Annotated in this window: 16 protein-coding genes; 10 read left to right on the top strand and 6 right to left on the bottom strand. The window is 73.1% G+C overall.

Annotated features, from left to right (window positions below):
• Positions 1-133 precede the first annotated feature (133 nt).
• Entirely contained in the window at positions 134-676 is a 543-nt protein-coding gene (locus FF36_RS12460) for a DUF3090 family protein (RefSeq protein WP_044885197.1), read from the bottom strand.
• Between the two features lie 6 nt (positions 677-682).
• Complete coding sequence (locus FF36_RS12455) at positions 683-1,507, bottom strand: histidine phosphatase family protein (RefSeq protein WP_044885247.1); 825 nt, start codon at positions 1,505-1,507, stop codon at positions 683-685.
• 196 nt (positions 1,508-1,703) lie between these two features.
• On the opposite strand from FF36_RS12455, the gene FF36_RS12450 reads away from it, so the two are divergent.
• Together FF36_RS12450 and FF36_RS12445 are read left to right on the top strand one after the other, a co-directional pair.
• A complete protein-coding gene (locus FF36_RS12450; protein ID WP_082121867.1) occupies positions 1,704-4,214 on the top strand; it encodes an AAA family ATPase in 2,511 nt (836 codons plus the stop codon).
• Between the two features lie 126 nt (positions 4,215-4,340).
• Complete coding sequence (locus FF36_RS12445) at positions 4,341-6,377, top strand: glycosyltransferase family 39 protein (protein WP_370657136.1); 2,037 nt, start codon at positions 4,341-4,343, stop codon at positions 6,375-6,377.
• Here the strand turns inward: FF36_RS12445 and FF36_RS12440 are convergent.
• Entirely contained in the window at positions 6,335-7,963 is a 1,629-nt protein-coding gene (locus FF36_RS12440) for a glycosyltransferase (RefSeq protein ID WP_242422460.1), read from the bottom strand. The two genes, FF36_RS12445 and FF36_RS12440, sit on opposite strands and share 43 nt — an antisense overlap.
• Before the next feature lie 255 nt (positions 7,964-8,218).
• Here FF36_RS12440 and FF36_RS12435 point away from each other — a divergent pair, with 255 nt between their 5' ends.
• The 3 genes from FF36_RS12435 (at position 8,219) to FF36_RS12420 (ending at position 14,120) form a co-directional block, all read left to right on the top strand.
• Entirely contained in the window at positions 8,219-9,709 is a 1,491-nt protein-coding gene (locus FF36_RS12435) for an NAD(P)/FAD-dependent oxidoreductase (RefSeq protein WP_044885195.1), read from the top strand.
• A gap of 384 nt (positions 9,710-10,093) precedes the next feature.
• A complete protein-coding gene (locus tag FF36_RS12430) occupies positions 10,094-11,968 on the top strand; it encodes a glycosyltransferase family 39 protein (RefSeq protein ID WP_044885244.1) in 1,875 nt (624 codons plus the stop codon).
• A gap of 1,948 nt (positions 11,969-13,916) precedes the next feature.
• A complete protein-coding gene (locus FF36_RS12420) occupies positions 13,917-14,120 on the top strand; it encodes a DUF5703 family protein (RefSeq protein WP_009737761.1) in 204 nt (67 codons plus the stop codon).
• 109 nt (positions 14,121-14,229) lie between these two features.
• Here the strand turns inward: FF36_RS12420 and FF36_RS12415 are convergent, their stop codons facing one another.
• On the bottom strand, positions 14,230-14,676 hold the full coding sequence (locus tag FF36_RS12415; protein WP_044885243.1) for a hypothetical protein: 447 nt from the start codon (positions 14,674-14,676) through the stop codon (positions 14,230-14,232).
• Positions 14,677-14,873: 197 nt separating this feature from the next.
• A complete protein-coding gene (locus FF36_RS31500; RefSeq protein WP_199865379.1) occupies positions 14,874-17,204 on the bottom strand; it encodes a sensor histidine kinase in 2,331 nt (776 codons plus the stop codon).
• A gap of 970 nt (positions 17,205-18,174) precedes the next feature.
• On the opposite strand from FF36_RS31500, the gene FF36_RS35430 reads away from it, so the two are divergent.
• Both FF36_RS35430 and FF36_RS35425 read left to right on the top strand, forming a co-directional pair.
• Positions 18,175-18,321, top strand: a complete 147-nt coding sequence (locus FF36_RS35430) for a hypothetical protein (RefSeq protein WP_157866931.1) — start codon at positions 18,175-18,177, stop codon at positions 18,319-18,321.
• Positions 18,318-18,545, top strand: a complete 228-nt coding sequence (locus FF36_RS35425) for a hypothetical protein (RefSeq protein ID WP_044885192.1) — start codon at positions 18,318-18,320, stop codon at positions 18,543-18,545. Before FF36_RS35430 ends, FF36_RS35425 begins: the two co-directional genes overlap by 4 nt.
• Positions 18,546-19,012: 467 nt before the next feature.
• Here FF36_RS35425 and FF36_RS12395 read toward each other — a convergent pair whose 3' ends face one another.
• Positions 19,013-20,371 (bottom strand): M20/M25/M40 family metallo-hydrolase, encoded by a 1,359-nt coding sequence (locus FF36_RS12395; RefSeq protein WP_044885191.1) that lies wholly within the window; start codon positions 20,369-20,371, stop codon positions 19,013-19,015.
• Between the two features lie 193 nt (positions 20,372-20,564).
• Between FF36_RS12395 and FF36_RS37800 the strand changes: the two genes are divergently transcribed.
• The 3 genes from FF36_RS37800 (at position 20,565) to FF36_RS12380 (ending at position 24,192) form a co-directional block, all read left to right on the top strand.
• Positions 20,565-20,942: a hypothetical protein gene (locus tag FF36_RS37800; RefSeq protein ID WP_242422458.1), complete on the top strand. Its 378-nt coding sequence runs from the start codon at positions 20,565-20,567 to the stop codon at positions 20,940-20,942.
• 350 nt (positions 20,943-21,292) lie between these two features.
• Positions 21,293-22,276 (top strand): ABC transporter permease, encoded by a 984-nt coding sequence (locus FF36_RS12385; RefSeq protein WP_044885190.1) that lies wholly within the window; start codon positions 21,293-21,295, stop codon positions 22,274-22,276.
• A 125-nt stretch (positions 22,277-22,401) separates the two neighbouring features.
• A complete protein-coding gene (locus FF36_RS12380) occupies positions 22,402-24,192 on the top strand; it encodes an ABC transporter substrate-binding protein (RefSeq protein ID WP_044885189.1) in 1,791 nt (596 codons plus the stop codon).
• Positions 24,193-24,237 lie beyond the last annotated feature (45 nt).

Raw genomic sequence — 24,237 nt, 5'->3', positions numbered from 1 at the left:
CGGCTCTGTCGCCGGGTCCGGGTGGTGACCGGGGTCTCTCCGGGGCGAACCCGCACGCCGCGCCCCCGGCCGAGCCCCGAGACCGGCGCCCGACCAGGCCTGTCCCGCAGGCCGTGCGGGCGCATGGCGCGCATCAGTGCCGGTGCCCGTTCTGCCGCGGGCAGACGTGGTCCTCGTCGAGCGGCAGGCCGCACAGCGGGCACCGCGGGCGCCCGGCGGCGACGAGCCGCCCCGCCCGGCGGGCGAAGGCGCGGGCGGGGCCCGCCGCGAGCAGCACCCGCAGGGCGTCGGGGCCGTCCGGGTCGTCGCTGAACCCCGACGCCGACTCCTCGCCGCCGGCCGCCTGCGCCTCGACGACGACCCGGCTGCCGCGCGGATCCCACCCGAGGGCGATCGTGGCGACCCGGAACTCCGCCTCGATCGGCTGCTCCAGCGGCGACGTGTCGGGCGCGCCGACGGGTTCGGCCGGCCCCATCGCGACCCCGCGCCGGCCCAGCTCGTCGAGCAGCTCGGTGAGCTGCTCGGCCAGCAGGGCGACCTGGGCCTTCTCGACCGCGACCGTGACGAGCCTCGCCGCGTCCCGGGCCTGCAGGTAGAACCCTCGGGCGCCGGGCGAGCCGACGGTGCCCGCGACGAACCGCTCCGGCGGGTCGAAGACGTGTATCCGACGCGCCATGGCCGCTCAGACCGCTCCCCCGCCGGCGGGGGGCGGGTAGGACCCGGCGCCGCCGCCGACGACCTCGTCGGGACTGAGCGCCGGCCGGGGCGCCGCACCGTCCCCGGCGGGCGGCCCGGCGGCGCCGTCCCCGCCGTCCCCGCCGTCGCCCGCAGCGGCCTCCCCCTCGGGCTTGGGCGGCGGCGGGAGCAGCTCGGCGACGTCGCCGCCGATGTCGTTGATCCGCCGGACGAACGGTCGCCGCTCGCCGTAGCGGATCACCGTCAGCGAGCACGGGTCGACGGTGATGCGGTGGTACATGTCGAGGTGCATGCCCAGGGCGTCGGCGACGATCGTGCGGATGACGTCTCCGTGCGAGCACAGCAGCCAGGTCGCGTCCGGGCCGAGCCGGTCGTTCCACTCCCGCACCGCGGTGACGCCGCGGGCCTGGGTGTCGCGCAGCGCCTCACCCTCGGGCCCGGGGAAGACCACGGCGCTGGGATGGCTCTGCACCACCGCCCACAGCGGATCCTTGGCCAGGACGGCGAGTTCCTGCCCGGTCCAGTCCCCGTAGCGGCACTCCCCGAACCGCTCGTCGACGGCGACCGGCTGGACCCCGCCGGGAGCCGTCGGGCCGTCGGGGCGGCGGGCCGCGATCGTGCCCGCCGTCTCGCGGCAGCGCTCGAGCGGGCTGCTGACGATCGCGGCGAGCGGGATGTCCCCGAGCCGGCCCGCCAGGTCCGAGGCCTGCCGCCGGCCACGCTCGTCCAGGCTGACGCCGGGGGTCCAGCCGAGGAGGATCTTGCCCGTGACGGCGGTCAGGCCGTGGCGGACCAGCAACACAGTGGTCAACCGGTCGGTCCCTTCGAGGTCGGACGGGTCCGCGACGCCACCGGACCCGCGGGTGGCCGACCAGGCGCGACGCGAGGCCGTGGCGCCGGACACGCCGGGTCCGGACCACGGCGCGCCCTGGCACGGCCACCGGTGATACCACGCTACCCAGCGGGCTTCGCCGGGCGCCGAGTGGTGCGTCGTTACGCTTCCCGGCATGCCCGACGAGTACCCGACCGCCGCCGCTCCGGGACCCGATCCCGTCCCGGGAGCCGCCCACACCGCCGGTCCCGCCCCGGGAGCCGACCCGGTCGATGCCGACGCAGCCGTGGACCCGACGACGGTGTTCGCAGCGTTCTGCGAGGCCGCGCTGTGGCCGGGGCTGGGCCGTACGACGGCCGCCCGCCTGCCCGCCGCCGGCATCACCCGGCCCGAACACGTCGACCTCGGCCGGCTCGGCGCCGTCGAGGGGGTCACCGGCCCGCGGGCCCGCCGGCTCGCCGACAGCTTCCGCGCTGCCGCGGGCACGTACGCGGTCGTCGAACTGCTCGTCGCGGCGGACCTCCCGGCCCGCCTCGCCCGGGGGGCCACCGAGCGGCTCGGCCCGACCGCCGCCGAGGCCCTGCGGGCCGACCCGTGGATGCTGCTGACCGCCGCCGAGGCCGAGATCGGCCAGGCCGACCGGTTCGCCCGCCGCCGCGGGCTGCGCCGAGACGACCCGCGCCGCGGCCCCGCGGTGCTCACCCACCTGCTGGGCCGGGCGGCGACGCGGGCGGGGGACACCGCCGGCCCGGTCGACGCCGTGCTGCAGGCCGCGGCTCGGGAGGGGGTGGCCGATCCGCACCGGGCGCTGGACGCCGCCCTCGACGACGGGCGGATCATCGCCGTCGGCGACCGGATCGCGCTGGAGCGCTACGCGATGGCCGAGCAGTCCATCGCCGACGGCATCGAACGGCTGGTGGCCACCGCGGAGCCGCTGCGCGCGGGCGCGCCGAGGGTCCGCCGCCGCCCGGACGAGGACGACGACAACGACGATGACGACGGGTCGCAGGCCGTGGCCGCCGCGGCCGGGCCGCCGCCGACCGCGCTGATGTTCGACGACGAGGACGCCGCGGATGACGACCCGCCGAGCGGCGGGAACCGGGCGACTGGCGACGCCGGGCCGGACGGGACGTCCGAGGCCGCGGACGCCGGCGGCCCGACCGGCCCGACCGGCCCGACCGGCCCGACCGGCCCGACCGGCCTGCAGGGATCGTCCGGCGGGTCCGGGGACGACCCGGTGGGCGGCCTGGACGAGGTCCAGCTCGCCGCGGCCCGGGCGGCCCTGGAGTCGGGGGTCAGCGTGCTGACCGGCGGGCCGGGGACGGGCAAGAGCCGCACCGTCGCCGCCGTGGTCCGCCTGGCGTGGGCGGCGGACGCCGAGGTCGCGCTCGCCGCGCCGACCGGTCGGGCCGCCAAGCGGCTGGAGGAGCTGTGCGGGGCGCCGGCGAGCACCCTGCACCGGCTGCTCGGCGCGCAGGGCCGCGGCGGCGGCTTCGCCCGCGGCGAGCACAACCCGATCGACGCCGATCTCGTCGTCGTCGACGAGGCGTCGATGCTCGACGCGGAACTCGCCGCCGCGCTGCTCGACGCCTGCGCCGAGGGCACCCACCTGATGTTCGTCGGGGACCCCGCCCAGTTGCCGAGCATCGGACCGGGCCAGGTCCTCACCGATCTACTGGAGTCCGGCGAGGTCCCGGTGACGGAGCTGCGCCGGCTCTACCGGCAGGTCGACGGCGGGGCGATCGCGCTGATGGCCGCCGCGGTGCGCGGCGGGGAGCTGCCGCCGCCCCCGCCCGGCCCCGGCCGCGAGGTCGTCGTCGTCCCCTCGAGCAGCTCCGGGGAGGCCGCGCACCGCACCGTGCAGCTCGTCACCGACTCGATTCCGCGGGCGTTGGGAATCCCCGTCGCCGACATCCAGGTCGTCACGCCGGTGCATGCCGGGCCCGCCGGCACGGGGGCGCTGAACGCGGCGCTCAAACGCGTCCTCAACCCGGGCGCGGGCGCGGTGTCGGGATTTGACGTCGGGGACCGGGTGGTGGCGACGGCCAACCACATCGACGTGGGGTTCGCCAACGGCGAGATCGGCACCGTCGTCGCCGCGGGCGAACGCGGGGCGTTGCGGGTCGCCTTCCCGGGGGGGGTCGTCGAGGTGCCCGCGGGGATCCTCGGCGATCTGCGGCACGGCTGGGCGGTGACGGTGCACCGGGCGCAGGGCAGCGAGTGGCCGGCGGTCGTCGCCGTCTTTCCCCCGGAGGCCGGCCGGATGCTGACCCGCCCGCTGATCTACACCGCGCTCACCCGGGCGGCGACGCACCTGTCGATCGTCGCCGTGAACGGCCCCGCGGTGCGCCACGCGGTGCGCAACGCGGGCGGCCGGCGGCGCCTGACGTCACTCGCCGCCCTGCTGGCCGGGGAGATCGCCGGCCAGCTCGCCGAGGACGACGAGGAGCTGGACGACGAGGAGCTCGACGGCCAGGACTCGAAACGCGAAGGCCCGCAACACGCAGAGCTGGAGCGCGCAGGACTGGAGCGCGCAGAACTAAAGCGCGAGGGCCCGGACGTCGCCCGTTCCGGCGGCGGCGTCGGGTCCGTCGGGGCGGGGGCAGGGGACGACCTCGAACGTCTCCGGGCCCGGGTCGCGGCACTGCGCGCGCAGGCATCCGGCGCCGGGGTGACGGGTGGATGACAGGCTGACGGCGGGCCGATGGCCGGTGGACGCCGTCGCCGCGAGAGCCAGCGCCACCCCCGACGAGCCGGGGGTCCCCGATGGGAGGCAAGATCGTGCAGTATGAGGATGGGTAGCGTTCCCATCGTGGACGCAGACGCACCCGGAACGGCAGCCGCCGGCCGGGAGGCCGGGTCCGGCCCGACTGTTCTGCCCGGTCCGCGCGCGCCCCGGCAGGCACCGGACGGCGACCCGCCCGAGAGCCCCGTGGGCGACGCGGACGTGGCGACCGTCCCCGTCACCGCCGACACGGCCACCACCACCACCGACACGGCCAGCACCGCCGACACGGCCAGCACCGCCGTCCCCCCGGCCAACGCCGCCGACACGGGCAGCACCGCCGTTCCGGCGACGGCGCCGACCGCCGCCGGTACAGCGACCGCCGCAGTCCCGGCGACGGTGCCGACCACGACGCCCGCACCGCCGCCTCCAGCGCCAGCCACGACGCCGACGACGACCCCGCCACCAGCAGCGCCCTCCGGCGGGGCGGCGCCCGGGGATCGAGCACCGGTGGATCGGCGGCGTCGGGTCGGGCGCGTCGAGCGGCTGGGGCGCGCGGCGGGGGCCTGGATCGTGCCGCAGGTTCCGCGGCTGCTGGTGGCCGCCGTCGCGGTCGCGGTCGCGGTCGGCGCGGTCATGCGGTTCGCCACGCCGAGCCACCTGTGGCTCGACGAGTCGCTGACGGTCGCGATCGCCTCCCGGCCGGTGCCGGACCTGCTCCACGCGCTGCGCCACGACGGCTCACCGCCGTTGTACTACCTGCTGCTGCACGGCTGGATCAGCGTCTTCGGTGACGGCGACATCGCGGTCCGGGCCCTGTCGGGCGTGTTGTCGCTGCTCACGCTGCCGCTGGCGTGGCTCGCTGGACGCCGGGTGGGGCGCATCGCCTTCGCCGCCGGCAACGGCGAGCGGGACGCCCCGAGGTGGGTGGGCGTGGCGACGCTGCTGATGTTCGCCTGCTCCCCGTACGCCATCCGCTACGGCAGCGAGACCCGGATGTACTCGCTGGTCGTGCTGCTGGTGCTGGTGTTCGGGTTCGCGGCGGTGCGCGCGCTGGAACGCTCGACCCTGCCCCGGCTGGCGACGCTGACGCTGGCCACGGCGGCGCTGGTCTACACCCACTACTGGACGTTCCTGGTGATCTTCACGGTGGCGGCGTTCCTGCTGGTGCAGGCTCACCGGCGCCCGCACTACCGCCGGGTCACGCTGCGGGCGTTCGCGGCGATGGCAGCCTCGGCGGCGCTGTTCGCCCCATGGATGCCGTCGTTCCTGTTCCAGATGCTGCACACCGGCACCCCGTGGGCGCCGAAGGTGCAGGCCCAGGTGCTGCTCGACACGGTGTTCGACTGGGCGGGGCCGCAGTCGACCGGCGCGCTGCTCGGCGTGGTGCTGCTCGGCGGGGCGCTCATCGGCCTGACCGCCCGGCCGGTCGGCAGGCGGGAACTCGCGGTCCGGGTGACCGGCCGGGTGCCGGGCCGCTACCTGGCGGCGATCTGGCTGCTGCCGCTGGTGCTGGCGTACTTCGTGAACATGTTCGGCGGCAGCGCGTACGCCGAGCGGTACACCGGCATCGCCCTGCCGGCCTGCCTGCTGCTGGCCTCCCTGGGCATCGCCCAGCTTCCGGGCACACGGGTGCGGGCGATCGTGCTGGTCGTGGCCGTGTTCAGCGGGCTGGTCGGCGGCTGGCAGCTCGCCCGCACCGAACGCACCCAGGCCGGGGAGATCGCCGGACGGATCGGCGCGCTCGCGCGGCCGGGCGACGTGGTCGCCTTCTGCCCCGACCAGCTCGGCCCGGCCGTGCACCGGGCGCTGGTCCGGCACGGCCCGCTGACCGTCCGCGAGATCGTGTACGCGGACAACACCGGCCCGGCGCTCGTCGACTGGGTCGACTACGCCGACCGGATGCAGCGGGCGAACGGCACGACGTTCGCCGCCGAGGTCAACGAGCTCGCCGGCCCCGACCACGCGGTGCTGCTCGTGCGCGCCGACGGGTACCGGTTCCTGGAAGGTGCCTGCGCGGTGCTGTCCGACCAGCTCGCGACCCTGCGCGACCGGACCGTCCAGGTCGAGCGGCGCAATCTCTACGAGGGCGCGTCGCTGGAACGCTTCTCCACCCTGCGCTGACCGGCGGCGCCGGGCTCGCCGGCGGCGCTTCCCTGACCGGCGGCGGCCTGGGCGGGCACGCCCGCGACCTGGCCGCCGCGGCCGGAACCGAGGGCCGCGGCGGCCAGGACCAGCAGGCCCATCGGCAGCGTGTAGTGGTTGAAGAACGTCTGCTTGTTCATCAGGTCCACGGCGAGCAGGACCAGCGCGGCCCCGAGGCAGAATCCGGTGGCGTCGCCGCGCGCACGCCAGGCGGCGGCATACGCGGCAACCAGCGCCACCACGGCCGGCGCGAAGCCGAGCGTGACCCCGAAGTGCGACGCCCAGCCCGGCACGGACAGGGAATGGCCGAGCACCCGGTAGTGCAGGTTCGTCCAGACGGCGTCGTCGACGAAGTCCCCCGGTCCGGCCAGCACCCACGGGACGACGAGCAGCGCGGCGGCGCCCGCGGCCACCGCCGTGCGGCGCGGGCCGAACCGCGGCCAGGCCGCCGCGACCGGCAGCAGCAGGGCGATGTGCTGCTTGGTGGCCAGCGCGAGGGCGAGGGCGACGACCGCCGTGCGCCCGTGGCCGCCCCGGACGGCCAGCACCATGGCCGCCAGGCAGGCGACCAGCAGCGGTTCGGTCCACGACTGCTGCAACGCGTACATCGACTCGGGCAGGATCACGACCAGCAGCGGCAGCACGGCGACCGCAACCACCCTCCCGTCCGCGCCGCCCCGACCAGCCCCGCCGGCACCAGCATCGCCGGCACCGCCGTCGCGGACCGTCCCGTCTCCGCCGCGCGGGCCGGTGGCGAGGCGGCGCGCGCAGATCGCCGCCGCCGCGAGCGCCAGGAGCAGGCCGTAGCGGACGTCGCCGAGCAGCAGCCGCGACGGCGCGAGCAGCACCGAGGTCAGCGGCAGGTAGGGGTAGACGTCGAACAGGCCGTCGACGGGGTAGGCGGCCCGGCTCGGCGCCCACTGCTGGCGGTACATGTCCGCGCCGTGCGCCAGCCCCGACGTGGAGACCTGCAGCAGGTGGAACACGTCGATGCGGGGCGCGGGCGCCGCCCGGATGGTGGCGACCCCCGCGGCTCCCGCCAGGCCGAGCACGACCCAGAACAGCGCGGGCGAGCCGAGCACCCGCCGCGCCGCCGCGAGACCCGCCGGCACCGGTCTCCCGCGGGCCGGCCGTGCGGACAGCGCCACCAGGACGGCGGCGGCGAGCAGACCGGCGACGATCGCGAGCGCGTCGGCCGCGGCGGCCAGCGGCCCGGCGGCGTAGTAGCGGGGATGGCGCACGATCGGGCCCAACCCGACGGTGATCGCGACGAGCAGCCAGGCATTGCCCCACGCCCGCCCGCGGCCGGCGGCGACGCCCGCGGACGCGGACACGGAGGACTCGGACGGCGGGCGGTGACGGACGGTGGCGAACGCGGCGGCGGCGGTGCCGAGCAGGACGGCGGCCATCGCCCAGGCGCCATACCGGCCGTCCTTCGCCGCGATGCCCCAGGCGACGGCGCACCAGCCGACGAGGATCGCCGGCAGCGTCCGGTCCGGACCCGGGTCAGCACCTTCGGGCCGCGCCGCGACCGGCCGCCGCGGGCCGGATGCAGGCAAACCCATGCCCGCACGATGCCAGAGGCGGGCCGGGGCACGGCCGACGGACTCACCCGATCGCCGGGGGGACAGGGGGAATAGTCCGGATGTACCACGGATGATCGAGCCGGTGACCGCGAGGGGGTGCGGGCGGGTCACACCCGTCCGCATGCGAGACTTCCCCCCGAGGCCGGTCCCAGGGTCCGGCGCCCCCGGCGGCCGATGCCCCGCATCCGGCCGCGGGAGTGACCATGAAGGTGTGTTGAGGAGAGGTCCGGCACAGTGACCGAAAAGCCAGAGGTAGTCGTCATCGGAGCCGGGCCGGCAGGTCTGTCCGCCGGCTGGGAGCTGGTGAAACGGGACGTGCCCGTGACGATTATCGAGGGTGACTCGGTCGTCGGCGGAATCAGCCGTACCGCGCAGCGGGACGGCTGGCGTTTCGACATCGGCGGCCACCGTTTCTTCACGAAGGTGCCTGAGGTCGAGAAGCTCTGGCACGAGATCCTGCCGGACGAGGACTTCCTGCTCCGGCCGCGATCGAGCCGCATCTACTACAACGGGAAGTTCTTCGACTACCCGCTGAAGGCGACGAACGCGCTCGGCGGGCTGGGCCTGGTGGAGGCGGCGCGCTGCATCGCCTCCTACGCCGCGGCCCGCGTGCGTCCGCCGGCCGACCAGAGCAACTACGAGAACTGGCTGGTGGCCCGCTTCGGCTGGCGGCTTTACCGCACGTTCTTCAAGACCTACACCGAGAAGCTGTGGGGCGTTCCGGTCAGCGAGATGCCGTCGGACTGGGCGGCGCAGCGCATCAAGAGCCTGTCCATGATGAATGCCATCGTGAACTCGGTGCTGCCCAAGCGGAACCAGACCGACATCACCTCCCTCATCGAGGAGTTCCAGTACCCCAAGTACGGGCCCGGAATGATGTGGGAGACCGCCACCGACAAGATCGTCAAGCAGGGCGGTCGGGTGGTCTTCGAGGAGAAGGTCCGTAAGATCCATCACGAGGGCGGTCGCGCGACCGGCGTCACCACCACGGTGACCGGCGGCTACGGCCCGGGCGCCGGCGCGCCGGAGTCGTCGCGCACCGACATCGGCAGCGAGTACCAGTACCCCGCCGACGAGATCATCTCGTCCATGTCGTTCTCGTCGCTGGTCCGCGTGATGGACCCGCCGGTGCCCGACCACGTCCTGGCCGCGGCGAACGCGCTGAAATACCGCGACTTCCTCACCGTCGCCCTCGTCGTGCCGGAGTCGGCCGGGTTCCCGGACAACTGGATCTACATCCACTCCCCCACGGTCAAGGTCGGCCGGATCCAGAACTTCGCCTCCTGGTCGCCGTTCCTGGTGAAGGACGGGCGGACCTGTCTGGGGCTGGAGTACTTCGTCTTCGAGGGCGACGAGACGTGGAGCAGCTCGGACGAGGACCTCGTCAAGCTGGCCACCAAGGAACTCGTCGAGCTCGGGCTCATCCGGGCGTCCCAGGTCGAGCAGGGATACGTCGTGCGGATGCCGAAGGCGTACCCGTACTACGACATGCAGTACAAGAGCAACGTCGATATCATTCGGGCCTGGCTGGCCGAGAACACGCCGAACGTGCACCCGGTGGGCCGCAACGGCATGCACCGGTACAACAACCAGGACCACTCGATGCTGACCGCCATGCTGACCGTCGAGAACATCATCGACGGCACGAAGCACGACGTGTGGGAGGTCAACGTCGAGGAGGACTACCACGAGGAGGTGTCGTCCGGCGGCGCGGCCAAGCGCTGACGCCCGGACCGACCTGCTGAGCGCGGCGGCTCGGCCCGCCGGGACATCCGGCCGGGTCGAACCCGCCGACCGCCGACGAAGAACCTGGCCGGGATCTTCGGTCGTCGGCGCGCGGTGCCTTCGACGTGCCGTCGGCGGCCGACCCGGCCAGAATGCGGGACGGTACGCTCCGCGCCCGCCAGGCGCGCCCTGGCGGCGGCTTCGGTGGCCAGCCCACCGCCCCGGCATGCAATCCGCGGTCTGCCCCCCGCGCCCGCCCGGCATCGCCGCGGCGCGGGGGCTGCCGCACGAGACCTGCACCGGGTGCGGACCTGCCTGGTCGGCCGGATCGTGGCCCGGTTGACCCCGCCGCACCGCGGGCAACGTGGACGGAAGGGACTGACCGTGACGGATGTCGCGGTCCGGCCGGCGGAGCAGCTCCCCGGGCCGGTCGACCGGGTCGGGAACGCGCCCGACCGCGCGGGGCGGATGTTCGCGGTGGTCGTGGGGGTGCTTGTGGCCGCCGCGGTCATCGTGCGCTTCACCGCCAACCAGGCGTTGTGGCTCGACGAGGCGCAGAGCGTCGCCATCGCGCGACTCCCCCTCGGCGGGTCGGGCGTGACCATGTGGGACGGTTTGCTGCAGGACGGCTCACCGCCGCTGTACTACCTGGTGCTGCACGGGTGGATCGCCGTGTTCGGGGAGACCAACCTCGCCGTCCGGTCCCTGTCCGCCGTGATCAACATCGCCGCGGCATGGCCGCTGTTCGTGCTGGCCCGCCGGGTGGTGAACGCCCGCGCGGCGAAGGTCACCGTCGTGCTGTACCTGACCTCGCCGTTCGCGCTGTACTTCGGCACCGAGACCCGGATGTACAGCCTGATCGTGCTGCTCACCGCGCTCGGCGGACTCGCCCTGGAGCGGGTGCTGCGGGCGCCGTCGGTGCGCTCGGTGATCGGACTGTCCCTCGCCGCCGGCTGCCTGGCGCTGACCCACTACTGGTGCCTGTACCTGCTGCTCACCGTCGCCGTGTGGCTGACCGGGCTGCTCACCCTGCGCCCCTGGTACCGCGCGCGCCGCGCCCGCCAGCTCGGCGTGGCCTCGGCGACCGCGGCGGCGCCGCCGACCGCCGCGATGTCGCCGCCGGGGCTGGTGTCGCCGCCGGGGCTGGTGTCGCCGCCGAGCGGGCCGGTCTCCTCGATGCCGGCGACCGCCGCCATGCCTCGGCCGGGAGCCGGGGCGGTCAACGGCGGCCCGACGGGCCGCCCGCCCGGCGCGCGCAGCCATCGTTCGTCCGGCCGGTCCCCGTCGTCCGGCCGGTCCCCGTCGTCCAGCCGATACCTGACGCCGCAACGGCGCGGGCCGGTCTACGGGCTGCTCGGCATCGTCGGCGGCGCGATCGTCTTCTCCCCGTGGCTGCCGAACTTCTTCAACCAGCTCGCCCACACCGGCACCCCCTGGGGCGAGCCGGCCAGCTACGCGGCGATCTCCCACGCCTACGGCCAGTGGGCCGGCGGACCGACGACCCTCGGCCGCCTGCTGCTGTTTCTCATCACGGGCCTGGCCGCCGCCGGGATCGCCGGGCGCAGTCCCGGCGGCCGGTTCATCCTGATCGACCTGCGCGGTCTCGAACCGGGCCGCACGATGTTCTTCCTGGCCACGGGCACCCTCGTCGTCGCGGTGACGGCCGGCAAGCTCGTCGGCAACGCCTGGGCCGACCGGTACACCGCTACCGCCTTCGTTCCGTTCCTGCTCGTCATCGGCCTGGGTGCCACGATCATCGGGGACCGGCGGGTGTTCCACGGGGTCGTCGCCGTCGCGGCCCTGGTCGGCCTGCTGGCCGGCACCACCGACATCCGGCGGGAACGGTCGCAGGCCGGCGAGGCCGCCCAGGTGCTCCAGCGGCTCGCGCGACCCGGCGACGTCATGCTGGTCTGCCCCGACCAGCTCGGCCCGGGGCTCGCCCGCACCGTCCCGTCCTGGCTGAAGGTGTACGTGGTGCCGACCTACGCGCCACCGGACCGGGTCGACTGGGTGGACTACGAGGATCGCAACGCCAAGGCCGACGGCCAGGCGATCGCACGGCGCGCGCTGACCGAGGCCGGCCCGCAGCACACCGTCTTCCTCGCCGGCTCCGGCTCCTACCGGACCTACGAGGTGCTGTGCACGCAGGTCCGCGGGACCCTGCAGAACGCCCGCCCGCATGCGGACGAGGTCATGGAGCAGGGCCTGCCGGCGAAGGTGTACGAGAACTACTCGCTGCTGCGCTTCCAGGCGCAGTGACCACCGCGCGGGGGACGTCCGCCCACCCCGGTCCACAGCCGGGCCCAGGCCCGGCATCCGAGCCGGGGACGCCCCCCGCGCACGACCCCGCCGTCCCCCCGCCCGTTCCCGCCGCCCCAGGCGACTCCACCATCCCGCGCGACCCCCCTCCCCCACTCGAAGGCATCGCCCCACTGGCCGGCACCGTCCCACCCGGTGGCACCGTCCCACCCGGTGGCACCGTCCCATTCGACGGCACCCGATCCGCGTCTCGCCGACGCACCGCGGGCCGGCGACGCGCGCTGGTCCGCCGGGACGACCCGTGGTGCCTGCGGGAGGTCGTACTCGCCTGGCTCGCCGCCCGGCTGGTCGTCGGCGCCGCCCTGGCGATGACGAAGTTCATCGCCGACAACGCCCGCGGCGACCAGGGTGCCCGGCTGCAGACCACCGACCTGCTCGGATGGGATGCCGGCTGGTACAAGACGATCGCCGAGGTCGGCTACAGCGGCGCCGGCAGTGAAAGCCGCCGTTTCTTCCCGCTGCTGCCCACGCTGGTGCGGGTCCTGTCCCACCTGCCGGGCGCCGGTGCTCATGTCGGCATCGTGCTGCTGCTGGTGGTCAACCTGTGCGCCGTCGGCTTCGCCCTGGCGCTGGTCCGCCTGGCCCGCCTCGAGGGGCTCGGTTCGGACGCGACCTTCCGGCTGATCTGGTTCGCTGCCCTCGCGCCGCCCGCGTTCGTCCTGGTCATGGGATACGCCGAGGCGCTGGCCGGGCTGCTGGCGGTGGCGGTGTTCCTCGGCGCGCGCAGCCGCCGGTGGGAGCTCGCGGCCGCGGCCGCCCTGCTCGGCGGGCTGTGCCGGCCGCTCGGCGTCCTGCTGGCCGTCCCCGTCGCCGTGGAGGCGGCCCGCGGACTGCCCTGGCCCGGTCTGCGCCGCCTCGGCCCCCCGACGGCCACCCCGGTGAACGGGGCGAGGCGGGCCACCGCGGCGAACGGGACGAACGGGACGAAGCGGGCCACTGCGGCGAACGAGGCGGAGCGGGCCGCCGCGGCGAGCGGATCCGGACGGGCCGCGCCGGCGGGCGGCATCGGCCCGCGGGACCTGCTACGCCGACTGGTGGCAGTGCTCGCGGCACCGGCCGGCGCCGCGATCTACGTGCTCTGGTCGGCCCGGACCTACGGCGACGGCCTGGCGCCGTTCNCCCTCCAACGTGACGAGGCCCGCCACGGCAGCACCGGCAACCCCCTGTCGGTGCTGTGGCACGCCGCCCGCGGGGCCTTCTCCGGCGAGCTGGGCACGGGCCTGCACGTGCCGTGGCTGCTGCTGGCCCTGGTGGGCCTGGTGGTGATGGCCCGGCGGTTGCCGGTCTCCTACGTGCTGTGGAGCGCGCTGGTGCTCGCGGCCGTGCTCACCGGCAGCAACCTCGACTCGGCGGAACGCTACGTCTACGGCGCCTTCCCGTTCCTGCTGGTCGCGGCGCTGGTCACCGCCCGCCGGGAAGTCTTCACGTTCGCCCTCGTCGCCTCGACCGCGGCGATGACGCTCTACGCCACGCTGGCCTTCACCCTCTCCTACGTCCCCTGAGGCCCGCCGCGTCCTGAAGTCCGCCATGCGCCCTCCTCCATGCGGCCCCGTGGCCTACGTTCCCCCGGGGCGCTCTGCGTGCGCCGAAGTCCCGCCCGTCGCCGATGCGCCGGCCAGCCCGCCGTGTCATGATCGGCAGGCCGGTACGAACCCGCAACAGCCGGGCCCCCAACGCGCCGCAGTCCCTTGCGGGAGGTAGCGGGACGGTTAACGTGGTGGGGCCGAACGGTGGCCCTGTCCCCCGCCGTAACGGAGCATCCGGACCTCGCGCCCGTGCCCGTCGCACCGTCCGCCACATTCCGTCGTCGGCAACCGTCCCATCGTCGGCAAACCGTCCCATTGTCGGCAAACCGTCCCATCGTCCGCAAAGTCGAGGTCAGGTCGCTTTGGCTGGGGTCGAGCTGGAATACCAGAAGCTGTACATGCCGCCAGGAACGGACCGCCGGGCGGCCGTGCAGATCCTGACGATGCACGCCGAGTTCGGCGACTGGGAGCTGGAACGCCTGCGCCTGTTCCCCGACGGGTCGCGCCGTGTCGTCCTGCGCCGCCGCCGGCGCCCGGGCGGCCTGCCCGGCTACCTGCCCACCTGACGCCGCTCCGCCCACCACGGGCCCCGCCGCCCGGCACGGTGCGCGGGCGCCTCACCGCCCCCCGCCCAGCATGTTGCGCGGGCGCCTCACCGCCGCGGCCCGACTCCGATCAGCGGCCGACCTCGCGGCGAACCTGGGCGGGCGTGCGCACCTCCACGGCGTCCGGGGCAATCCCACGGCTTTGCAGATGCCGCCCCGACAGCGCCCAGCCGGTCAGCGGGACCCCCGGCGAACCCGGCTGGCCAGCCTGCGCCGAGCCGGTGGGCCGGTCGAGGGACCAGACGTCGGCGCGGAACCACACGTCGCGCCACCGGGCGTCCTCGTCGGCCCGCAACTGGACGAAACGGCGGCGCAGCACCTGGCAGGCGACCTGCGCCGCGGTACCCGGGCTGTGCTCGAAGCCGCCGGACGGCTCCGTCCGATCAGCCACCCACCGGCTGCCGTCCAGACTGACCTGCACCAGATAGGCGAAGGTGACCGACGGGCCGTCCGCCGGGACCTCGGCGGACGGCCCGAGGCCAGCGGCGGACACTGCGTCGTCGGTCACATCCGCCATGATGTCACGCAGCGACGGCAACACTTACACGACGGGTGACACTTCACGGACGAGCGGCACGGGACGTGTCTGTCCAGGAAACCGCGCCCGCCGGGGGCGCAGGAGTGACCCGGGCCACCTGTCATCCTTGACCCATGGGCCGCCTCGGCGGCACGTGCGCCTCCCAGCCGCCGCGATGGGCCGGGCCCGAGTCTGCGTCAACGGGCGCGGGCGTGAGCACGGGCTTGGGCGGGCACGGCGGCCGGTGGAGTGGGGTGCGACCGGGGGACGGGCGGTGCTGGCGCGACGGTGCCGACGGTGCTCGCGGTGGAGGCGGTGCTCGCGGTGGTGGCGGTGCTCGCGGTGGAGGCGGTGCCCGCGGTGGAGGCGGTGGCGAGGTTGACCTCGACGACGATCTCGCCGTCCTGGGCGGTCATCCGTAGCCGGCCGCCGTGGACCTCGACGAGCCGGCGCACGACATACAGGCCGAGTTGGGCGCCGTCCTCGGGGCGGCCCTCGGCGCCGGGGTGACGGCCGAACGGTTCGAACAGGCCGCGGATGGTGTCGGGGTCGAGGTCGGGTCCGGGGTTGCGCACGCGTAGGACGGCTTCGTCGCCGACCTGCCCGGCGGTCAGCCGAATCGGGGCGCCAGGCTGGGCGTACGTGGCGGCGTTGTCGAGGAGGTTCGTGACGAGCTGGTGCAGCGCGCCGTGGGCCATCCGAACGGGCAGGCGGCCCGCGGCGTCGATGATGACGCTGCTCGCGCGGGCGGGGACGGCGGCCCGCAGCGTCTCGACGACTTCGGCGAGCACCGACGGCAGGTCGGTGCGGACGTCGTCGTCGACGACGGCGGTGGCGGTCGCCGCGGTGAGCATGTTCTCCAGCAGGCGATGCAGGCGTCGTGAGGACCCGGCGGCGTCGTCGAGCAGCTCGTCGATCCGGGCGTCGGACAGACGGTCGCGCTCGCTGCGCAGGGTTGCCAGGGTGGCGCGGATGCCGGCCAGCGGTGCGCGGAACTCGTGGCTGACGGTCGTGACGAGTTCGCTACGGAGCCGGTCGGTCTCCTCGATACGGGCCATGAGGCTTTCCTGCCCTTCGTAGAGCTGGCCGCGGTAATGGGCGGCCCGTTGGCGGGATTGTTCGCCGTGACGGCGCAGGACGAGCTGGACGCCGGTGAGCGCGACGACGAACCCGCCGACGATCCACACGGGTCCGAACGGATCACGGCCGCCTGCGACGGTGTGTCGCACGACGGGGTCGGCGATGAACACGACGGGCAGGCCGAGCAGATGGGTCGTCCAGTCCTCGTACAGGGCGAGCAGGGCGGTGACGACGACGAAGTGCAGGACGAGCTGGCAGGCGCCGCCGGCGAGGAACATCAGGATCGTCGAGGAGCACAGCAGTCCGGCGCCCGCGGCCAGCGTGCGGATTCGCGGTCCCCCCGGCAGCCCCGCGGCGGCGAGCAGCAGCAGCGGCGGCAGCGCCGCGACCAGGGCGTGGCCGACAGACGCGCCCTGGTAGCAGGCGTAGCCGGCGATCAGCGGCAGATGCAGCGCCAGGATCCAGCAGACCAGGATGTGGCGGGCCTTCCAGTCCGCGAGCGGCAGCCCGCGCGGAAGCCACCCGCCGGCGGGTAACGGCGCGTCGAAGGCCGGCCGTGATGCGGGCACCGCCGCGAGCGATGCGGGCACCGCCGCGAATGCTGACGCCGCTGGGGGCTCGGGCTCGGGCGCCGCCGGGGGCTCGGGCGCTGATGCGACAGTCACCGCGCAGGTGGTCGCGGCGGGGTGTCCTGGACGGTCGGCGGGAGTCGCAACCTGCTGTCGCAACCGTTGCACCTGGTCGGCGAGCTCCGTCATCTGCACGGCGAGCTCTGCCACCTGTGCGGCGAGCTCCTGCTTCTGCGCGGTGAGGGCCCGCGCCTCTTCCTCGAGCCCCGCGGCCCGTTCGGTGGCGGCACGTAGCGCGTCGCGGGCCGCGGCGGCCTCGCGATGCGCCCGGTCGCACTCCCTGGACCCGACCTCGAGGATGTGGTCGCGGGAGTCGATCGCGGCGCTCAGGCCGGCCTCACGCGTCCGCGCCTCCCACCGCGTCTCCTCGAGTAACGCCTGCATCTGCCTGAGCTCGTGCAGGGCGTTCTCCAACAGCCTGTCCTGGGTGCGGATGACGATTCGAAGCGGGTCGAAACCCGCGGCGACGGGGTCGGCCGCCGGGTACGGACAGTCGGTGGCCTGCGGAAACGCCTTGCGGTAGAGGCGGCCGCACTCGTCGAGCGCGGTGTCGCGATCCTCGGGCGGGACCCCGAGTTGGATCTGCCCCTGAAAATAGATCCATTGGGCAGACGATTTTCCTATTCCATCCTGGAACAGACGGAGAATCTTCCTCGACAGACTCCGCTGGTTCTTCCAGGGATCGTCCGGCAGGATCCAGCGGGCGATCTGGTCGGCGGGCACCGGATGACGCCGGTGAAGATCGTGTCGGTATTCGATGAGTGCGGCCAGGTCAGGGTCGGCGAGCTGCCGAGGGGACCGCTGTGGAGCCCCGGGCATCGGTCCTTCTTTCGAGTGACGACGGAATGCGGAAACCCAGTCGCATCGCGACGACAGGGCTGGTAGCACGCCGGCTCCGGATGCGACATGCCTGTCGCACCCGGTCCACACGCGCATCGCGAACGGCCCCACCCCAAAGCCGTTGTTGCGTCATCTTGCCACGCATTCTCCCGGGTGGTCTTACTGGTGGACATCCAGCCGGAATCCCACGTACGGTCCGACTGTCCGCCCCCGGAAGGAGAAGTAAAGGGTGATGCACCTGCAAAGGCGCCGGTGTTTTCTCACGGCCGACGATCGGTCCCCGCACACGGGGACCGGGGGCACCGCGCGGGGTCGGGCGCCGATCTCGCGCCGCTCGACCCGAGCGCACCCGGACCGACGTCACCGTGGCCCCCTCCCCCGCGAGTGGATGTTGACACCGCCTGGTACTAGTCACATAGTGCCACCGGTGTAGCTAGATTGAGCTACTCCATCGTCGCTGTGGTGCCGTGTCGGCCGCATTGTCCGCGCACTCGGGTGGGGGACGTCCGTCGCCGCAGCCCGACGGCAGCACCTCGACGCCGCTCAGCCAGGCACTCAACGCCACTCCACCGCGATGGAACGGCCACCCACAGCAAGATCGATCAAAGGAGAGACTTCGATGGTCCAGCCCACCCCACGCCAACAGCTTCTGCCTGTCGTCGTGGTCGTCGTCCTGGCACACTGTGCCCACGACGTGGACCCTCTCGAGGCCAACACAGCCAGTGTCGACCCTCCAGGCAACGACCAACCCTCGGGAAACGACGAACCCTCGGGGAACGGCCAACCCCCAGGGAACGACGAACCTCCGGGGAACGACGAACCCCCGCCCCCGAGGGAACACGTATCTCCCGGGAACGGGGACTTCCCGGAGGGCAGGGAGGATCTCCACGAACCGATCGAGCCCGCCTCGAGCGACCCGGAACCGCCACCGCTCTGGGCGGCTGCCGCCGTGCTGCGGGTGGTCGTCGGCCTCACCGCCGCAGCGGTCCTACTCGTCACGGGCCTGGCGAGCGCCGACGCCCTGACGACCCACCTGTGGGGTGGCGCGTTCTTCCTGCTCGTCGACAGCGTGCTGCGCGGCCGGCGGATGCCGTGAGCCGACGCGACCGCCAGCCCGTTCCGCCCACCGGCGTCGTCGCCCCGAACCGGCACGACCGGAAGCGCGCCGCCGTGCACCATCCGCTGCTCGGCGCCCACGCCGGCTACGCGTGCACGATCGCCGGACCCGCCGCCCGACCCGTGTCCCCCTCCGGCCTGGTGGGACCCCCGGGGGGAACGCCTGGCCGGCGCAGCCATCATCATCGCCGCGGAAAGGCATGAACCGACGAATCCCGCCACGGACAGCGCCGACGCCGAGGAGGTCGCGGCGCGACTCCGTCGTCGCAGGACGATGATCGCGATGACAAGGTAACCATCGGAAGGACCCTCGAAGTCGCCGCGAAATCGCCGGAACATGGTGCCGTCAGCACGACGTCCCGACACCGAGGCATATCCACAGTACCGAAGTACAGATTTCAGTACTGCGGCGCGGCGTCATTCACCGTTCGGCCTCCGGTCTCGCCGCTCCTGCCAGTCGCCACCCGTCCACCGATTCGCGTGCGCCGGAAGCGCCGAAGTGCGCGAGTCGACGGGAACAGGCATGGAGATCGCACTCTCAGTCGCACACCCGAGGACAAAAGCCGCTCGGCACACCCGACCGCACCCGACTCCGTTGCCTCACGCACGGCGAAACCACGGTCCTGGGCCTCCACGAACAGCAGACCCCGCACCGCGGCGACCCGGCGAGGTCAGCAGGCGCGCAGGAAACGGTCCAGGACCCGGACGCCGAAGCGCAGGGACTCGACCGGCACCCGCTCGTCCACGCCGTGGAACATCCCGGAGAAGTCCAGGTCCGCGGGCAGAAGCAGGGGGGAGAAGCCAAAGCAACGGATCCCCAGCCGGGAGAAGGACTTGGCGTCCGTCCCGCCGGAGAGCATGTAGGGCACCGGCCGGGCGATCGGGTCCTCCGCGCGCAGCGAGGCGCCCATCGCCTCCACCAGCGCCCCGTCGAAACCGGTCTCGACGGCCCCGTCGTGGACGACCCACTCGCGGCGGATGTCCGGTCCGAGGATCTCGTCGAGCTGGCGGATGAACTCCTCCTCCTGGCCCGGCAGGTAGCGGCCGTCGACGTAGGCGGTGGCCTCGCCGGGGATGACGTTGACCTTCTCGCCGGCCTGCAACTGGGTCGGGTTGACGGTGTTGCGCAGCGTCGCGCCGATCATCCGGGCGACGGGGCCGAGCTTGCTGACCGTGGTCTGCAGGTCGTCGAGGTCGAACTCGACGCCGAGCGCCTCCCCCAGCTCGTTGAGGAACACCCGCACCGTCGGGGTGAGCACGAGCGGGAACTCGTGGCGCCCCAGGCGCGCCACCGCCTCGCACAGCGCGGTGACCGCGTTGTCGTCGCTGATCATCGACCCGTGCCCGGCCCGGCCGGACGCGGTCAGCTTCATCCAGGCCAGGCCCTTCTCGGCCGTCTCGATGAGGTAGAGCCGCAGGTCGTCGGAGACGGTGTAGGAGAAGCCGCCGACCTCGCCGATGGCCTCGGAGCAGTCGGCGAACAGGTCGGGATGGTGCTCGACGAGCCAGCGGGCGCCGAGCACACCGCCGGCCTCCTCGTCCGCGAGGAAGGCGACGACGAGGTCGCGCGGCGGCTTGCGGCCGGAGCGGGCGAGATCGCGCACAACCGCGAGGGTCATCGCGTCCATGTCCTTCATGTCGACGGCGCCGCGCCCCCACAGGCAGCCGTCGACCTCCTCACCGGAGAACGGCGGCACCCGCCACTGGCTGGCGTCGGCGGGCACCACGTCGAGATGGCCGTGGATGAGCAGCGGCGCGCGGGACGGGTCGGTGCCCTCGATGCGGGCCACGACGCTGGTACGGCCCGGCTCCGACTCCAGGATGGTCGGCTCGATCCCCACCTCGGCGAGCTTCGCGGCGACGTACTCGGCGATCGGGCGCTCGTGGCCGTCGCCGTTGCCGCGGTTGACCGACTCGAAGCGGAGCAGGTCCCGACAGAGCTCGACCACCTCACCCTCGGCGTCCGGTGCGGTCACCGGCAGCCGGATGCCACCGGTCGGGTCGGGGGACGAAGACGGCGCGCTAGGCATGCCTCCAGTCTGCCCCGCCCGGGATGCGCATGCCGACCGCGGACCGTACCGTGAAACATTGTCGTAGCCGACCAGCAGCATTGCGTCGCCGCGTCCCCGACCGAGGTGGCCCCACGGTGATCGCCCAAGGCGTGATCCGCGGCAGCGACCGCGATCCGCGCCGCCGACCGCGATCCGCCCGTGGGAGGTCCCCGTGACCGTCTACCCCTGCCCGCGCTCCGACCTCGCCTGCGCCGAGCGCTTTCTCAGCACCGGCGACCTCGACTACCACCTCCACGTGACCCACGGCTACCGGGGCGTCTGGCGAATCGTCGCGAGCCTGCGCCCGGATCACCCGCTGCCCATCGGCCCCCGCCCGGCCCGCCACGTCCCCGACGGCCTGGTCGAGAGCCCGGGCACCCCCACCCTGGCCGAGAGTCACGACGCCGACTCTCGGGCCGATGCGGGCAAGGCCGATGCGGGCAAGGCCGATGCGGGCAAGGCCGATGCGGGCGCCCTGACCGGTATCCGGCCATCGGCCACGGTCGCCGCGGGCCACCGCAGTAGGCGGCACATCCGCATCTCCCGCTGACCCCGGCACCTGTCGCCGGCCCCGGACCTGTCGCCGGCCCCGGACCTGTCGCCGGCCCCGGCAAGATCTGCAGCGCCCCAGAGGGCGTCCGGTCTGACCCGTTGTGACCGATACGGGTGGTTGTGGCACCGGGTCCACACAGGTGATCGACGTGTCGGTGTTACAGCGATGTCTTCGATGTATGTCCGAAGAAAATCTGATGATGTCGGCGGCGCGCGCCATGTAGCGAAGACGAAAAGTTTCCGGGTCAACTACCGTCCACGGCTATTCATCACCACTGCGGCTGGCTAGCGTTCCCGCGACCGCATCGGGAAGACGAATTCGCGGCCAGGATGGGTGGTGGTAGGACGATGACGGCTCCGCCGGGCGAGATGATGGTCGAATCTGTTGCCGCCCCGGCCGTCGTTCAGCCGGAGGGTCGATCGCTATGGCGATCCGGCTGGATCCGGCTGCGGCGCGACAAACCGGCAATGATCAGCGGAGTCTTCCTGATCCTCCTTGCACTGATCGCCATATTCGCGCCGGTCATGGTCTCGCTGCTGGGACATCCGCCGAACGAGCCGCACTACGACCTTCTTGATCCGAACACCGCCGCGCCACGGGGGCGTTTCGGCGGGATGAGCTGGCATTATCTGCTCGGGGTGGAGCCGGTCAACGGCCGGGACATCTTCAGCCGGACCGTCTACGGCGCGCGGGTATCGTTGCTGGTCGCGCTCCTGGCGACCGCGACGGCAGTGATCATCGGCACGGTTCTCGGGATGCTCGCCGGGTATCTCGGCGGGCTGTGGGACACGATCATCGCGCGGCTCATGGACCTGCTGCTGTCCGTGCCGTCGGTGCTGTTCGCGATCGCGATCGTGGCGGTGATTCCGAACAAGGCGTTCGGTCTGTCGGGTTCGGGGCTGCGGATCGGGGTACTGGTCTTCGTCATCGGGATATTCGCCTGGCCGTACATCGGACGCATCGTCCGCGGGCAGGTGCTGTCGCTGCGGGAAAGGGAGTTCATCGAGGCGTCCCGCTCGCTCGGCGCGGGGACGTTCACGGTGATGTTCCGGGAGCTGCTGCCGAACGTCGCCGCGCCGGTACTCGTGTACGCGACGCTGCTCATTCCCACGAACATTCTCAACGAGGCGGCGCTGTCGTATCTCGGGGTCGGGGTCCGGCCACCGACCGCCTCCTGGGGTGATTCGCTGGCCGTCGCCTCGCACGGCTGGTACAGCATCGAGCCGATTTTCATGCTGGCCCCGGGACTGGCAATCTTCGCCACCGTGCTCGCGTTCAACCTGCTCGGCGACGGCCTGCGCGACGCCTTCGACCCACGCGGCGGCCGATGATCGCGCTCCACCCGCGGCGCCCGGCGCGCCGCTGCCTGCCGGCTTCCCGCGCCGGTCATCCCGCGGGACATCCGGGCCGACCCGCCCGCGACACGGCGGGACCGGCACACGTGTGAGGGAGATTCATGAAACGGCGTGCAAATCTCATCCGGATGGGGGCGCTCGCCGCCGCCGCCGGGCTGGTGCTGGCCGCGTGCGGCGGCAGCAGCGGGGGCGGCGGTTCGAGCGGCGGATCCAATGGCACATCCTCGGGGAGCAGCTCGTCGAACGGCACCTCGTCGGCGGGGGCCAGCGACGCGCTGCTGCACCCGTCCGACAAGTCCGGCGGGACGCTGCGCGCCCTGAACGACTCCGACTGCGACTACTGGGACCCCGCCCGCACGTACTACGCGAACTGCTGGGACCAGCAGCGCTGGATCTCCCGCCAGCTCGTCACCTACTCCCCGCAGCCGGGCACGCCGAAGCTCACCGGTGACCTGGCGACCGCGGTGCCGACCTCGTCGGACCTGAAGACCTGGACGTACACGCTCAAGGACGGGATCACGTTCGCCGACGGCACGCCGATCACGTCGAAGGACATCAAGTACGCCGTCGAGCGGGTCTTCGCCACCGACGTCATCAACGGCGGCCCGACCTACCTCATCGACTACCTCGACGACCCCAGCGCCCCCTACCCGGGCCCCTACAAGGACACCGACCCGAACAAGCTGGGTCTGAAGTCGGTCGAGACCCCGGACGACAAGACGATCACCTTCCACCTGAACAAGCCGTTCGCGGACTGGAACTTCGTCATGGCGCTGCCGGGCGTCACCCCGGTGCCGAAGGCCAAGGACACGGGCGCGAACTACACCTTCAAGCCGGTCTCCTCCGGCCCGTACCAGATCGAGAAGTACACCCCGAACAAGATCATTACCTTCGTCCGCAACCCGCACTGGGACCCGAAGACGGACACGGTGAACAAGGCGCTGCCGGACCGCATCGAGGTCACGATGGGCCTCGACCTCGACGACGTCGACAACCGGCTGCTGGCCAACAGCGCCGACTTCTACGTCGGCCAGACCGGCGTGCAGATCAGCGCGCAGAACAAGATCCTCGGCGATCCGTCGCTGCGCAAGGACCGGACCACCAACGACGTCACCGGCTTCATCCGCTACCTGTCCGTGATGACGCAGGTCAAGCCGTTCGACAACGTCCACTGCCGCAACGCCGTCGCCTACGCCCTCGACAAGACCGCCCAGCAGCTCGCCCGCGGTGGCCCGGTCGGCGGCGGCGCGGTCGCCACGACGATGCTCACCCCGCCGCTGAAGTACTACAAGTCCTTCGACCTGTTCCCGACCGCGGGCAGCAAGGGCGACGTCGCCAAGGCCAAGCAGGAGCTCACCGCCTGCGGCCAGCCGAACGGCTTCTCCACCACGCTGGCCAGCCGCAGCAACGGCAAGGAGGTCGCGCAGGCCGAGGCGGTCCAGGCGTCGCTGGCGAAGATCGGCGTGAAGGTGACGATCAACAAGAGCGCCCCGTCGCAGTACTTCTCCTCGACGATCGGCATCCCGGCGAACGTCCACAAGAACGGCATCGGGCTGGCGATGGCCGCCTGGGGCCCGGACTGGCCGACGCCGTACGCGATGCTGAGCTCCATCGTCGACGGCCGCAAGATCCTCCCCGCCGGGAACAGCAACTACGCCGAGCTCAACGACCCGGCGGTCAACTCCGGCCTCGACGACGGCATCGCCACCACCGACGAGGCCAAGGCCCAGCGGATCTGGACCGACACCGACAAGGCGGTCGTGAAGTCCGCCGCCTACATTCCGCTGGTCTACGACAAGGCGCTGAACCTGTTCAGCGACCGCACGACGAACATCTACTTCACCTCCGCGTACGGCATGGCGGACTTCGCCCAGTTCGGCGTCGTCAAGTGAATGACCGGGTCCGCGCCGGCGGCGTTCCGCCGCGAGTGTCCGCCG

It is taken from the genome of Frankia torreyi (genome assembly GCF_000948395.1).
GTDB classification, from domain to species: domain Bacteria; phylum Actinomycetota; class Actinomycetes; order Frankiales; family Frankiaceae; genus Frankia; species Frankia torreyi.
Note: the sequence above shows the minus strand (reverse complement) of the source record. Positions and strands in the feature narration are given on the sequence as shown.

What these genes read in the sequence shown, in the direction of transcription:
- FF36_RS12460 (WP_044885197.1), bottom strand. Translation starts at nt 676, where the DNA reads ATGGCGCGTCGGATACACGTCTTCGACCCGCCGGAGCGGTTCGTCGCG.
- FF36_RS12450 (WP_082121867.1), top strand. Translation starts at nt 1,704, where the DNA reads ATGCCCGACGAGTACCCGACCGCCGCCGCTCCGGGACCCGATCCCGTC.
- FF36_RS12440 (WP_242422460.1), bottom strand. Translation starts at nt 7,963, where the DNA reads ATGGGTTTGCCTGCATCCGGCCCGCGGCGGCCGGTCGCGGCGCGGCCC.
- FF36_RS12415 (WP_044885243.1), bottom strand. Translation starts at nt 14,676, where the DNA reads ATGGCGGATGTGACCGACGACGCAGTGTCCGCCGCTGGCCTCGGGCCG.
- FF36_RS31500 (WP_199865379.1), bottom strand. Translation starts at nt 17,204, where the DNA reads ATGCCCGGGGCTCCACAGCGGTCCCCTCGGCAGCTCGCCGACCCTGAC.
- FF36_RS12395 (WP_044885191.1), bottom strand. Translation starts at nt 20,371, where the DNA reads ATGCCTAGCGCGCCGTCTTCGTCCCCCGACCCGACCGGTGGCATCCGG.
- FF36_RS12385 (WP_044885190.1), top strand. Translation starts at nt 21,293, where the DNA reads ATGACGGCTCCGCCGGGCGAGATGATGGTCGAATCTGTTGCCGCCCCG.
- FF36_RS12380 (WP_044885189.1), top strand. Translation starts at nt 22,402, where the DNA reads ATGAAACGGCGTGCAAATCTCATCCGGATGGGGGCGCTCGCCGCCGCC.